General features: G+C 73.6%; 12 protein-coding genes. 6 read left to right on the forward strand and 6 right to left on the reverse strand.

The window, feature by feature from the left end:
* The first annotated feature begins 667 nt into the window (after positions 1-667).
* The gene (locus LO763_RS00725) at positions 668-928 is read left to right on the forward strand and encodes a hypothetical protein (protein WP_230599923.1); all 261 of its coding nucleotides are present in this window, start codon (positions 668-670) and stop codon (positions 926-928) included.
* A gap of 117 nt (positions 929-1,045) precedes the next feature.
* Here LO763_RS00725 and LO763_RS00730 read toward each other — a convergent pair whose 3' ends face one another.
* From LO763_RS00730 to LO763_RS00750, 5 genes are read right to left on the reverse strand one after another with little or no spacing between them, the layout of a single operon-like run.
* On the reverse strand, positions 1,046-1,786 hold the full coding sequence (locus LO763_RS00730) for an SDR family NAD(P)-dependent oxidoreductase (RefSeq protein WP_230599924.1): 741 nt from the start codon (positions 1,784-1,786) through the stop codon (positions 1,046-1,048).
* On the reverse strand, positions 1,783-3,075 hold the full coding sequence (locus LO763_RS00735) for an enolase C-terminal domain-like protein (RefSeq protein ID WP_230599925.1): 1,293 nt from the start codon (positions 3,073-3,075) through the stop codon (positions 1,783-1,785). The genes LO763_RS00730 and LO763_RS00735 overlap by 4 nt, the downstream gene beginning before the upstream one ends.
* Before the next feature lie 34 nt (positions 3,076-3,109).
* The gene (locus tag LO763_RS00740; RefSeq protein WP_230599926.1) at positions 3,110-3,937 is read right to left on the reverse strand and encodes a fumarylacetoacetate hydrolase family protein; all 828 of its coding nucleotides are present in this window, start codon (positions 3,935-3,937) and stop codon (positions 3,110-3,112) included.
* On the reverse strand, positions 3,934-4,785 hold the full coding sequence (locus LO763_RS00745) for an amidohydrolase family protein (protein ID WP_230599927.1): 852 nt from the start codon (positions 4,783-4,785) through the stop codon (positions 3,934-3,936). The genes LO763_RS00740 and LO763_RS00745 overlap by 4 nt, the downstream gene beginning before the upstream one ends.
* A complete protein-coding gene (locus LO763_RS00750) occupies positions 4,782-5,876 on the reverse strand; it encodes an aldo/keto reductase (RefSeq protein ID WP_230599928.1) in 1,095 nt (364 codons plus the stop codon). Before LO763_RS00750 ends, LO763_RS00745 begins: the two co-directional genes overlap by 4 nt.
* A 92-nt stretch (positions 5,877-5,968) precedes the next feature.
* Here LO763_RS00750 and LO763_RS00755 point away from each other — a divergent pair, with 92 nt between their 5' ends.
* The 4 genes from LO763_RS00755 to LO763_RS29510 all read left to right on the forward strand — a co-directional run bounded on the left by LO763_RS00755 (position 5,969) and on the right by LO763_RS29510 (position 9,768).
* On the forward strand, positions 5,969-6,685 hold the full coding sequence (locus tag LO763_RS00755; RefSeq protein ID WP_230599929.1) for a GntR family transcriptional regulator: 717 nt from the start codon (positions 5,969-5,971) through the stop codon (positions 6,683-6,685).
* Positions 6,686-6,820: 135 nt separating this feature from the next.
* Positions 6,821-7,534, forward strand: coding sequence for a (Fe-S)-binding protein (locus LO763_RS00760; RefSeq protein WP_230599930.1), 714 nt, complete (start codon positions 6,821-6,823; stop codon positions 7,532-7,534).
* A 126-nt stretch (positions 7,535-7,660) separates the two neighbouring features.
* A complete protein-coding gene (locus tag LO763_RS00765; RefSeq protein WP_230599931.1) occupies positions 7,661-9,139 on the forward strand; it encodes a lactate utilization protein B in 1,479 nt (492 codons plus the stop codon).
* Positions 9,136-9,768: a LutC/YkgG family protein gene (locus LO763_RS29510; RefSeq protein ID WP_230599932.1), complete on the forward strand. Its 633-nt coding sequence runs from the start codon at positions 9,136-9,138 to the stop codon at positions 9,766-9,768. The genes LO763_RS00765 and LO763_RS29510 overlap by 4 nt, the downstream gene beginning before the upstream one ends.
* Positions 9,769-10,111: 343 nt before the next feature.
* Here the strand turns inward: LO763_RS29510 and LO763_RS00775 are convergent, their stop codons facing one another.
* Positions 10,112-10,822: a glycosyltransferase family 2 protein gene (locus tag LO763_RS00775; RefSeq protein ID WP_230599933.1), complete on the reverse strand. Its 711-nt coding sequence runs from the start codon at positions 10,820-10,822 to the stop codon at positions 10,112-10,114.
* Positions 10,823-10,919: 97 nt separating this feature from the next.
* On the opposite strand from LO763_RS00775, the gene LO763_RS00780 reads away from it, so the two are divergent.
* Positions 10,920-13,061: a hypothetical protein gene (locus tag LO763_RS00780; RefSeq protein WP_230599934.1), complete on the forward strand. Its 2,142-nt coding sequence runs from the start codon at positions 10,920-10,922 to the stop codon at positions 13,059-13,061.
* The last annotated feature ends 34 nt before the right edge of the window (positions 13,062-13,095 follow it).

Genomic DNA, 13,095 nt, shown 5'->3' on the forward strand with positions numbered 1-13,095 from the left:
GCTGTCCGCCGGCGCATTCGCCGCAGGCGGGGACGCCGCCGGCCACCGAGTCGACCGCCCGCCGCACGGCCGCCCCGGTCGGCGGATCGCCGGTGCGGTCGCCGAAGCGCAGGTGCGCGGTGCCGACGGGCACGGGGCCGGCAGCGCGGGTCCGGCCCCGGTCTCGAGTCCGGTCCCGATCACGGGTCCGGTCCTGCTCTCGATGCCGACCCTGCTCTCGATGCCGACCCTGGTCTCGAGGCCCGATCTGCGATCCTCGATATCGGCGTGGGCACCGGCGTCGCCGCCTTCGGCGGTTCGCTCACCATGCGGTACGACACCATCGTGGTCACCGCCGCGACCGGTGGAGGCCCTGGGAATCGGGGCCCGCGGCGGTCGCACTTGCCGATTACGATGCGAGGAGTCGTTCCCGTCTCGAATGTGGAGAAGAGCGCCCCGTGGAACCTCGTCACGAGACCATCGTGGTGCGGGTCAAGCCCGCGCTGGTCCACACCGTCGGCGCCTTCTTCCTGTTGCCCGCCATGATGGGGCTCTTCACACTGGTCGGGAGCCTCCACGGCCTGGGGTGGGCGCTCGCGGCCCTCGCCCTCCGCTGCTCGGCACCGCGGCACTCGCCGCCCTGCACCGGTCCGCAGGGTTCATATACCTCGCGGCCAACATCGGCGGCGTGCGCTATCAGCCGCTGTCCACGGTCAGGCGAATCGGCGGGGATCGCGTGCTGGCACTGGGGCCGGGGGACGCGCTGGTGGCGACCGAGAAGCAGCTGTTCATCTGGTGGGGTCACCACGGGAGGTGGCAGGCGCTGGACGCCAATGCCTGGGGCGCGCGCCGCGACGACTGGGGCCGCCTGCGCGCGTGGACGAAGGCGGTCTGGCCGCGGCACCACCTCCCCGACCGGGCCGTCATCGAACGGCCGCACGGCCGGTGAACGGCGCCGCGTCCGGCACGGCTGCGCCCCGCATCGCATCCGGACCGGCCCGGCCCGGCCCGCCGAGGCCGTGCGGCCGCCACCGGGCCCGCCTCGCGGCGGACCGGCGCCCGGTCGCTACCGGACCAGCCGCAGCCCCGACATGCCGCCGTCGACGGCGAGCGCGGTCCCCGTGAGGGCCTTGTTGGCCGGGTCGGCGAGGTAGACGATCGCGGCGGCGACCTCCTCGGCGCTCACCAGGCGGCCGGTCGGCTGGCGGGCCTCCAGGCGGGCGCGCTCGGCCACCGGGTCCTCGGCCTGGTCGAGCAGGCGCTGCACCCACGGGGTGTCGGCGGTGCCCGGCTCCACGCAGTTGACGCGGATGCCCTCGGACACGTGGTCGGCGGCCATCGCCATGGTCAGCGAGTGGACCGCGCCCTTGGACGCCGAGTAGAGGGCGCGCTTGACGAGCCCGGCGGTCGCCGCGATCGAGGAGGTGTTCACGATCGCCGGGGCCGGGGACTCGCGCAGGTACGGCAGGCAGGCGCGGGCCAGGCGCACCATGCCGAGGACGTTCACGTCCAGCACCCGGAACCACTGCTTGTCGGAGTTCTCCTCCACGGTGCCGACCGCGCCGATCCCGGCGTTGTTCACGAGGACGTCGACGCCGCCGAAGCGCGCGACCGTCGCGGCCACCGCCTGGCGCACCTGGTGGTCGTCGGCCACGTCGCACACGTGCGACCAGTGCGCCCCGCTCGGGTTGAGGTCGAGCACGGCGACGCTCGCGCCGCGCTCGGCGAAGGCGTCGGCGGCGGCCGCGCCGATGCCGGAGGCCCCGCCGGAGACCGCGACCGTGAGTCCTTCGAAGACACTGCTCATTGGATACTCCATTCAGGACCATCAGGGTAGGCGAAGCGGTCCAGGCTCTCGCGCCGCATCTCGGCCGAGAAACCCGGTTCGACGGGCGCGGCATAGCGCCCGCCCTTGACCACCGCGGGAGCCGTGAAGTGCTCGTGCAGGTGGTCGACGTACTCGATCACCCTGTCCTCCATGGAGGCGCTCACCGAAGTGTAGTCGAACATGGACAGATGGCAGACCAGTTCGCACAGCCCCACGCCGCCCGCGTGCGGGCACACCGGGACACCGAACTTGGCCGCCAGCAAGAGGATCGCGAGGTTCTCGTTGACGCCCGCGACGCGCGCGGCGTCCAGCTGGAGGAAGTCGATCGCCCCGGCCTGCAAGAGCTGCTTGAACATCACCCGGTTGTGCACGTGCTCGCCGGTGGCGACCTTGACGGGCGCCAGGCGCTCGCGGATCGCCGCGTGGCCGAGCACGTCGTCGGGGCTGGTCGGCTCCTCGATCCACCACGGGTCGAACTCGGCGAGCGCCCCCATCCACTCGACGGCCTGGTCGACGTCCCAGCGCTGGTTGGCGTCCACGGCGATGCGGACGCCGGGCCCGACGGCGGCGCGGGCCGCGGCGAAGCGGCGCCGGTCGTCCTCCAGGTCGGCGCCCACCTTGAGCTTGATCTGGGTGTAGCCCTCGGCCACCGCCTCGCGGGCGAGGCGCACGACCTTCGCGTCGTCGTAGCCGAGCCAGCCGGGCGAGGTCGTGTAGGCCGGGTAGCCGTCCCGTTCGACCTCGGCGGTCCGCTCCGCCTTGCCGTCCTCGGCGGCCCGCAGGATCTCCAGGGCCTCTTCGGGAGTGAGGGCGTCGGAGAGGTAGCGCCAGTCGACGCAGCCCACGACCTCCTCGGGGCTCAAACCGGTGAGGTACTTCCACAGTGGAAGACCGGCGCGGCGCGCGGCGAGGTCCCAGGCGGCGTTCACGAGCGCGGCGGCGGCCAGGTGCATGACCCCCTTCTCGGGGCCGAGCCACCGGATCTGCGAGTCGTGGGTCAAGAGCCGTGAGATCTCGCCGAGGTCCTCCGGGCCGTTCACCTCGCGGCCGATCAGGAAGGCGCCGAGCGTCTCGATCGCGGCGCAGCACAGGTCGTTGCCGCGCCCGATCGTGAAGGTGAACCCGTGGCCCTCGTGCCCGCTGCCGGTGCGGAGCACCACGTAGGCGGCGGAGTAGTCGGGGTCGGGGTTCATCGCGTCCGAGCCGTCGAGGCTCCGCGAGGTCGGGAAGCGGACGTCGAACACGTCGACCGCGGTGATCGCGTTCAACGCGGGCCCCCGTCGCGGGAGCGGGGCGCGCGGGTCACGCCTGCACCGCCGGGTTCGCGGTGCCGCCCAGGCCCTCGATGCCGACCTCGACGACGTCTCCGGCCTTGAGGTACGGGAAGCGGCCCGAGAGTGCGACGCCCTCGGGGGTGCCGGTGAGCAGCAGGTCGCCCGCGTCGAAGGCCATGAACTGCGACATGTGCAGGATGATCTGCGCGACCGAGAAGATCATGTCCTTCGAGCTCGAGTCCTGCCGGGCCTCCCCGTTCACCTTGGACCACATGCGCAGGCCCTGCACGTCCTCGATCTCGTCGGGCGTGACCAGCCAGGGCCCCAGCGGCGTGAACGTCGGGCACGCCTTGCCCTTCGAGAACTGGCCGCCCGAGCGCTCGATCTGGAACTCGCGCTCGGACAGGTCGTTGGCGACCACGAACCCGGCGACGCAGTCCAGCGCCTCCTCCTCGGACTCCAGATAGGACGCGCGCCGCTTGAACACGACCCCGAGCTCGACCTCCCAGTCGGTCCGGGTCGATCCGCGGGGGATCTGGACGTCGTCCTCGGGGCCGACGATCGTGTTGGGGTGCTTGTAGAACACGACGGGCTCGGCGGGCGGCTCGGCCCCCGACTCGGCGCAGTGCGCGGCGTAGTTCATGCCGATGCACACGATCGCGTTCGGGCGCGCGATCGGCGGCGCGACGCGCTGCCCGGCGATGTCGATCTCCGGGAACCCGGCCACCGTGGCGATGCCGCGCTCGAGGAACTCTCCATCGATGTCGCCGACCGGCCCGGAGAGGTCGTAGTACTTCCCCTCGTGGAGCGCCACGGGGGTCTCGTAGCCGGGCTGTCCGATGCGCAGGTACTTCATTGCTCTCCTAGCTGGTAGGTCCGGGCGGCGGTGCCGCCGAAGACGTCGGGGTCGACGCCGCCGAGGACCTCGGCGACGGCGTCCTTGACGCGCGTGTACGTGGCGGCCAGCTCGCAGACGGGCCAGTCGGAGCCGAACATGAGGCGGTCGGGCCCGAACAGCTCGAGGGCGGCCTGCACGAACGGGCGCAGGTCGTTCGGCGTCCACCGCTCCCAGTCGGCCTCGGTGACCAGCCCCGAGAGCTTCGCGACCGCGTTGGGCTGCTTGGCGAGCGGCGCCACGGCCTCCCACCAGCGGCGCAGGCCCTCGGCGCCGTCGCGCACCCGCGGCTTGCCGAGGTGGTCGAGCACGAAGGTGAGCCCGGGGACCGCGGCGGCCGCCGTGGCGGCGGCGGGGAGCTGGTCGGGGCGCACCACGAGGTCGAAGGTCGGCACCGCGGCGGCGACCGTGGTCAGCGCGGCGATGACCTCGGGGCGCGCGAGGAAGTCGGGGTCGGGGCGGCCCTGGACCTGGTCCCGCACGCCCACCAGGTAGCGGGCGCGGGGGTGGTTCGTGTAGCGGGCCAGGGTGTTCGCCAGACCCGGGTCCAAGAGGTCGACGTGGCCGACGACCCCGGCGATCTCGTCGACGGCCCCGGCCAGGTGCAGGAACTCGACGGTCTCGGAGGGGTGGCCCCAGGCGGCCTCGACCAGGACCGTGCGGTCGACCCCGGCGGCCTTCAGGTTGGCGCGCAGTTCGACCGGGCCGTAGTCGCGGCGGATCGGCGCGAACTCCGGCCTGCCGGCGAGCCACGGGTAGTCGGCGGTCCACACGTGGTGGTGCGCATCGATGACGGGGGCGGTGCTCATGCGGGTACGGGTGCCTCCTCGGCCAGGAGCCCGGCCCGCTTGAGGTCGTGCCACAGCGCGCCGGGGATCGGGTGGGCGTACATCGCGAGGGCGTCGTCGACCTCTGCTGGGGTGCGCGCGCCGACGAGGATCGACGCGACGGCGGGGTGGGCGGCGGGGAACTGGAGCGCGGCGGCGCGCAGCGGCACGCCGTGGCGGCCGCAGACGGCGTCGACCGCCCGCGCGCGCTCCAGCAGTCCCCGGTCGGCCGCGGCGTAGTTGAACGTGGCCCCCGGCCGGGGGTCGGCGAGGACGCCGGAGTTGAAGACGCCCGCGGCGATCACCGAGACGCCGCGTTCGAGGCAGAGGGGGTAGAGCCGGTCGAGGGCCGACTGGTCCAGGAGGGTGTAGCGCCCGGCGATGAGGGCGGCGTCGACCTCGGCGCGGGCGATGAGGTCGGCCGCGGCCCCGGTCGAGTTCATGCCGATGCCGATGGCGCCGAGGCTCCCGGCGGCCTTGAGCTCGGCGAGGGCCCGGTAGGTCCCGGCGAGGGCCTCGTCCCCGTGGTCGTCGGCGTCGTGGATGAGGCCGATGTCGACCCGGTCGACGCCCAGGCGCTCCAGGCTCTCGAGGTGGGAGCCGATGGCGGCCCGGTAGGAGAAGTCGAAGGCGGCGGCCTTGCCGTTCGGCTCGGCCCACAGGTCCCAGGGGCCCTCGTGGTCGACCAGGACGCGGCCCATCTTGGTGGACAGGGCGAACGCGGCGCGGTCGCGGCCGGCGAGGGCGCTCCCGAGCCGCGCTTCGGAGAGGCCCGCGCCGTAGTGGGGGGCGGTGTCGAAGTGGCGGACGCCCCCGTCCCAGGCGGCGTCGACCGTGGCGGTCGCGGTGGCGGGGTCGACGGGGGTGAAGAGCCCGCCCAGCGGCGCGCACCCGAGCCCGACGGCGGTCACCGCGACGCCGGTGTCGCCGAGGCGGCGGGCGGGGAGCGGGGCGGCGGGACCGGCACGGCGCTCACCGGCGTCCCCGGCGCTCCGCATCGGCGCGGGCGTGACCGTGCCGTCCGAGGGCGACCGGCGCGGTCGCCCGTCCTTGCCCGGTCGCTGTGCGTCCACGGCGGTCTCCAATGCGGCCATACGGGGGCTGTTCGAGGGCCTGCTCGGCGCGCTGCCGGCCTGCCGCGACACTATCCTATAGGATATTTCGCATGACAGCGACTTCGACCGGCCCCGAGAAGCGCACGCTCGCCGACGACGCCTACACCGAGCTGAAGTCGCGCATCATGCGCTCCGAACTCGCTCCCGGCGCGAAGCTGAGCATCGACGGCCTCGCCAAGCAGCTCGCCTTCTCCCAGACCCCGATCCGGGAGGCCCTGGCGCGCCTGGAGTCCGAGGGCCTGCTCGCCCGCCGCCCGCTGAGCGGCTACACCGTCGAGCCGCTGCTGTCCGCCGCCGAGTTCGCGGACCTCTTCGACCTCCGCATGATGCTCGAGCCGCTCGCGGCCCGCCGCGCCGCCGAGCGCGCGGCCCGACCGCCCGGCGGCGCCGACCTGGACCCCGCCGCGCTGCGCATCGCGGCCCGCACGCCCCCGCCGAACGCCGACAAGCTCCTCTTCACCGAGGCCGACCGGTGCTTCCACGACGAGGTCGCCGTCGCGAGCGGCAGCGCCCAGCTGGCGAAGGCCATCCGCCGCCTCGACGCCCACCTGCACCTCCACCGCGCCTACATCGAACCCGAGTCGATCGAGGAGACCGAGGCCGAGCACCTGGCGGTCGCGGAGGCTATCATTGCCAAGAAACCGCTTGCCGCCGAGGAGGCGATGCGCCGCCACCTCGAACGCTCCCGGACACGGCACGCCGCCGCGTTCACCGCGGCGGCCGCCGAGACCGCACCGCCGCCCAAGCGCGCCAAAACCGACCGCTGACCCCCCGCGGCCCCGGCACGGCCGCCACCGCCGACGCGATGCCACCCGCACCGCGCACCGGCCCCGGAACCCCGGGGCCGGCAGCACCGCCCGGACCGCCCGGGCCCGAACGGCCCCAGGAGAAGAGGTGACCACATGCCCCGCGTAGGCCTGTTCATCACCTGCGTCAACGACGCCCTCTACCCCGAGACGCCCAAAGCGGTCGTCCGCATCCTCGAACGCCTCGGCTACGACGTCGACTTCCCCGCCGCCCAGACCTGCTGCGGCCAGATGCACGCCAACTCCGGCTACCGCGAGGACGCCGCGGCCCTCGCCCGCTCCTTCGAACAGGTCTTCGCCGACTACGACGCGATCGTCACCCCCTCCGGCTCCTGCGCCGCCATGACCCGCGACCAGTACCCGCACCTGACCGGCACGGACATCGGACGGCGCGTGTACGAGCTCTCCGAGTTCCTCCTCGACGTCGCCGGCACCGAGGACGTCGGAGCCCGCTTCCCCCACACCGTCACCTACCACCCCACCTGCCACGGCACCCGCGCGCTCGGCCTGGGGGACAAGCCGCTCCGGCTCCTGCGCGCCGTCGAGGGCATCACCCTGGTCGACCTCCCCGCCGCCGACCAGTGCTGCGGCTTCGGCGGCACCTTCGCCCTCAAGAACACGGAGGTCTCCTCGGCGATGCTCGCCGACAAATGCCGCCACGCCGCCGGCACCGGCGCCGAATACCTCGCCGCGGCCGACAACTCCTGCCTCACCCACATCGGCGGCGGCATCGCCCGGCTCGACCACCAGCCCGGGCCGCGCGGCCCGCGGCCCATCCACTACGCCGAGATCCTCGCGAGCCGCGCATGAGCACCACCGAGAAGTCCGCGATCGGGCGCATGGGCACCGCCGAGACCCTTGCAGGCGGGCGCATGAGTACCGCCGAGATCCTTGCGAGCGGCGTATGAGCACCGCCGAGAAGCTTGCGAGCGGCGCATGAGCACCGACGCCGCCGCGAACGGGCCCGCCGTCGTCCCCGCCGCCTCGCTCATCCCCGCCGACGCGCCGTTCCCCAAGGCCGCCAAGGTCGCCCTCGGCATGCCGCAGCTGCGGTCGAACCTCGCCCACGCCACCGGCACCATCCGCGCCAAACGCGCGAACGTCGTCGGCGAACTCGACGACTGGGAGCGCCTGCGCGACGCCGCCGCCGCGATCAAGGCCGACGTCCAGCGCCGCCTCCCCGAACTCGCGGTCGAGTTCGAGCGCAACGCCACCGCCGCCGGCGCCCGCGTCCACTGGGCCCGCGACGCCCGCGAGGCCAACGAGATCGCCGCCCGCATCGTCCGCGAGGCCGGAGCCGAGGAGGTCGTCAAGGTCAAGTCCATGGCGACGCAGGAGATCGAACTCAACGAGCACTTCGAGGCCGAAGGCCTCAAGGCCTTCGAGACCGACCTCGCCGAACTCATCGTGCAGCTCGCCGAGGACAAGCCCAGCCACATCCTCGTCCCCGCCATCCACTACAACCGCGACGAGATCCGCGACATTTTCGTTCAAAAACTCAGTAGGCAGAAGATGGGTGGCGACGGAGTCGCCACGGGCCTGACGAACGACCCGGCGGCGCTGGCCGAGGCGGCCCGCCTGCACCTGCGGCGGCGCTTCCTCTCGGCGACCGCCGCGGTCTCGGGCGCGAACTTCGCGGTCGCCGAGACCGGCTCGCTGGTCGTGGTCGAGTCCGAGGGCAACGGCCGCATGTGCCTGACCATGCCCGAGACGCTCGTCAGCATCGTCGGGATCGAGAAGCTCCTGCCGAGCTTCGGCGACCTGGAGGTGTTCATGCAGCTGCTGCCGCGGTCCTCGACCGGCGAGCGGATGAACCCCTACACGTCGGTGTGGACCGGCGCGCGCGAGGGCGACGGCCCCCGGAACGTCCACATCGTCCTCCTCGACAACGGCCGCACCGACGTCCTCGCCGACGAGGTCGGCCGCCAGGCCCTCTCGTGCATCCGCTGCTCGGCCTGCCTGAACGTGTGCCCGGTGTACGAGCGCACCGGCGGGCACGCCTACGGGCACGTCTACCCCGGGCCGATCGGCGCGATCCTCGCCCCGCAGCTCGAGCCGGGCCGCCACGACGACCTGCCGTACGCCTCGAGCCTCTGCGGGGCCTGCTACGAGGTGTGCCCGGTGAAGATCGACATCCCCGAGGTGCTGGTGCACCTGCGCCAGCAGGGGCCGCACCCGGCCGGGGAGCGGGCCGCGATGGGCGCGGCCCGGGCGGTGATGGCGCGACCGCGCCTGTGGCGGACCGCGCTGCGGGCCGCCCGGTTCGGGTCGGCGCCGTGGCGCCGCAAGGGCTTCATGCGCCGCCTGCCGTGGCCGGTCTCGAAGACGGCGCTGTCGAAGTGGACGGCGAGCCGGGACCTGCCGGTGCCGCCGCAGGAGCACTTCCGGGACTGGTGGAAGGAGCGGGAGCGGTGAGCACCGGGCGAGGGCGCGGCGATGAGGGCACGGCCGGAACCAGTGCGCGGGAGGCGATCCTGGCCCGGATGCGCCGGGCCCTGGAGGGCGCGGGCGAGGCGCCCGCGGCCCCGCGGGAGTACCGCCGCGCGCTCGACCCCGGCACCGACGCGGTGGCGCTGCTCGTCGACCGCCTCGAGGACTACAAGGCCAACGTGCACTTCGGGATCGAGTCCATCCCCGGGGCGCTCGGGGAGGCCGCCCGCGTGGTGGTCCCGGCCGACCTGCCCGGGGAGTGGCGCCTCGGCGCCGCCGAGTTCATCCCCGACGACGGACTGTCCACGGAGGACTTGGACGGCATGGACGCGGTGCTGACCGGCTGCGCCGCGGCCGTGGCGGTCTCGGGCACCATCATGCTCGACGCCGGTGCGGGCCAGGGGCGCCGGGCGATCACGCTGGTGCCGGACCACCATGTGGTGGCGCTGCGGCGCGACCGGATCGTGGGGCACCTCGCGGAGGCGCTGCCGATGCTGGACCCGGTGCGCCCGCAGACGTGGATCTCGGGCCCGTCGGCGACCAGCGACATCGAGCTCCAGCGGGTCGAGGGCGTCCACGGCCCCCGCCGGCTCGACGTGGTGATCCTCGACTGACCGGTGTTGTGGCGGCGGCGGCCGGCTTTGGCGAGCCGGCCGCCACCGCTACCGCGGTGGTCCTGGTGGAGGTGCCCGGGCGCGGGAGCCAACCCGCGCCCGTGGTCTTGCGGCGGTCCGCGCGGTTCCCCTACTAACCGCCTACCTACACCAAAACTGGGGCAAGCTTTACACAGAAAGTCAATGGGCTCAAGGAATTCTTTTTGCCTGTGGATAACTCGGTGAGCAGGGCTTACGTTGCCTGGTGGGCGGCGTGTTGATAACCGGTGGGGCGGATTGGTGCGGTGGGGCGGGGGCCGTTCGCCTCGAGTGCCGGGTCTGCGAGGCGGAGCGGCTTCGCGGCCTAGCGGCCGATCGCGCCGCGCCGGGGGCGGCGGACGCGTTCGCGGCCGAGGAGCCACAGGGCCTGGACGCCGTCCGTCCAGGTGATCTTCTTGCCCTCCTCGCGGCTGCGGGCGGTGTAGGAGATCGGGACCTCGTAGGGCCGGATGCCCTTCTTGAGCAGTTTCGCCGTCAGCTCGGCCTCCATGCCGAAGCCGCCCGAGCGGATGTTCATGTCGAGGTACATCTGCCGCGGCAGCAGCTTGTAGCAGGTCTCCAGGTCGGAGATGTACGAGTTGAACAGGATGTTCGCGGCGAGGGTGATGCCCTTGTTGCCCATGACGTACCAGAACGAGTAGGCCGAGTGGGAGCCGAACGAGCGCGACCCGTAGACCACCTCGGCCTTGCCCTCCAGGACCGGGGTGAGCAGCCGGGGCAGGTCGGCGGCGTCGTACTCGCCGTCCGCGTCGAAGACCACCACGTGGTCGCCGTGCGCGGCCTTGGCGGCGGTGCGGATGGCGGCGCCCTTGCCCCGGTTGCGGTCGTGGCGGATCAGCCGCACCCTCTCGTTGTCCTCAAAGGACTGGAGGACTTCCCAGGACCGGTCGCGGGAGCCGTCGTCGACCGCGACGATCTCCGTCTCGCAGGGGAACTCCACCGCGAGCAGCTCCTTGAGGGTTCCGGCGGCGAGGCGTTCCTCATTGAATACCGGAACGAGTATCGACAACAGCATCTGCTGCTCCATCCCCGCGCGTCCGAACACGATTGCACAACCATAACGCGATACCGCCAGAGCGGCACCGGCCGGGACGGTCGTGTTGAATGGAGCGGTGCTGCTCGTCCTGTGGCTCCTCGCGCTGCTCCCGGCCCTGGCCTACGCCGTCCGCCCCCGCGACGGCGCGGTCCTCGCGCCCGCCCGCCTGGCCGTGCTGCGCGCGGCGCTGATCCTGGGGGCCTTCGCCGTCGCCGTCGTCGAGGCCGCCTCGGCGTTCACCGCCCTCACTGCCACGACTGTCCTCATTGCCTGGATTGCGGCTTCTGCCGCCATTGTCGCAGCGGTCCTCGTCCGCGCCGTCCGGGACGTCGCCCCCGCCGCGGGCCAGCCGCTCGACGCCCTCCGCGAGGAGCTGCGCTCCCGCCGCGGCGCCACCCGCCGCACCTGGCGGCGCACCAGGTCCGCCGCCGCGGCGGCCCCCGCCTGGCAGTGGGGCCTCGGCTGCGTCGTCGCGATCCTCGCCGTCGCCGTCGCCGTGCTCGCCATCGGCTCCTCCCCCAACAACTTCGACTCCCAGACCTACCACCTCCCGCGCATCGAGCACTGGGTCCAGAACGCCACCGTCGCCGTCTACCCCACCGAGATCCACCGCCAGGTCGACCTCGGCCCCGGCTCCGAGTACCTCCTCACCCACCTGCGCCTCCTCTCCGCCGGCGGCGGCGCCCCCTACGACAGCGCCTACAACCTCCTCCAGTACTTCGCGGGCGCCGGCGCGATCCTGGCCGCCTCCCGCATCGCCGCCCAGCTCGGCGGCGGCCCGGTCGCCCAGCTCGCCACCGTCTTCGTCATCGCCACCACCCCCGAGATCCTCCTCCAGGCCTCCAGCACCCAGGTCGACCTCGTCGCCGCCGCCTGGGTCGCCTGCCTCGCCACGGTCGTCCTCGACGAGTTCACCCGACCGGGCGAGGCCGCCGGCGGCGCCCGCCCGCTCCTGTGCACCCCCGCCCCGCACACCGACGCGCTCTACCTGGGCCTCGCCCTCGGCCTCATCGCCGTCACCAAGACCACCGGCCTGCTCGCCGCCGCGCCCCTCCTCCTCATCTGGGGCGTCGGACGCCTCGTCCGCGATGGCCGGCGCCGCCGCCCCTGCCTGTGCGGGCGCAGACCCGGCCGCTGCTCCCGCCCCGACGCCTCCCGCGTCGCCACCGCCCGCCTCGCCACCGTGGCCGCCTCCCTCGCCGTCGTCGCCCTCGGCCTGCTCATCGTGGGGCCCTTCCTGCTGCGCATGCACGAGGCCTTCGGGCACCCCCTCGGCCCGCCCGTCCTGCGCGAGTCCATCGGCGTCCACACCGCCGACCCGCGCCTGCTGCTCGTCAACGCCCTGCGCATCGCCCACACCGGCCTCGACGTGCCCCTCCCCTTCCTGTCCGAGGGCGCCGCCGCCGCCATCGGCGGCCTCGCGGCGCTCCTGGGCGTCGACGTCAACGACCCCCGCGTCACCTTCGGCACCAGCGCGTTCCCTGTCGCCGCGTGGTACCCCGACGAGGACCGCGCCGCCTACCCGCTCACCGGCCTCGCCGTCCTCGCAGGGCTCGCCTGGTTCGCCGTCAAGGGCCCGCCCCTGCGCCGCTGGTACGCCGCCGCGCTGGCGGTCGCGTTCGTCGGGTTCGTCTGCACCGTCTCCTGGCAGCCGTGGGTGAACCGGCTCGTCGTCTTCCTCATCGTCCTCGGCGCCCCCGCCGCCGGGCTCCTCGCCGCGGGCCTGGTCAAGGGCATCGCCAGCAGCGTCGCCGACCGGCGCCGCCGCCGCGCCGCCTGCGCCCTCATCGCCTCGTTCGCCGTCCTCGCCTCCCTCGCGGGCCTGCTCACGGTGGCCTACGGCTACCCGCGGCGCCTCGCCGGCGCCTGGTCCGTCTTCAGCCTCACCGACCTCGAAGAGCGGTTCGTGCGCCGCCAGAAATGGCTGCCCCAGTACGAGCAGGCCGCCGCCGCGGTCGCCGCCACCGACCCCGGCACCGTCGGCATCGTCCAGGGCAACGACTCCTGGGAGTACCCGTGGTGGGTCCTCCTGCCCGACGGCACCCGCCTCGTGGCCCTCCACTCCGTCGTGCCCGGCCGCGACGCGCCCGACCCCGCGAGCGTCGACGCGATCGTCTGCGCCGAGGACATCGACCAGTGCCGGGAGCTCGCCCCCGCGGACTGGGACTTCCACGACCTCGGCACGGTGGCCTACGCGCTCCCTCCCGGGGCCGCGTGAGCCGCGCGGTCCCCTCCGGCACCCCTTGAGCTGC

The sequence above is a fragment of the Glycomyces amatae genome, assembly GCF_020991375.1.
Lineage (GTDB): Bacteria > Actinomycetota > Actinomycetes > Mycobacteriales > Micromonosporaceae > Glycomyces > Glycomyces amatae.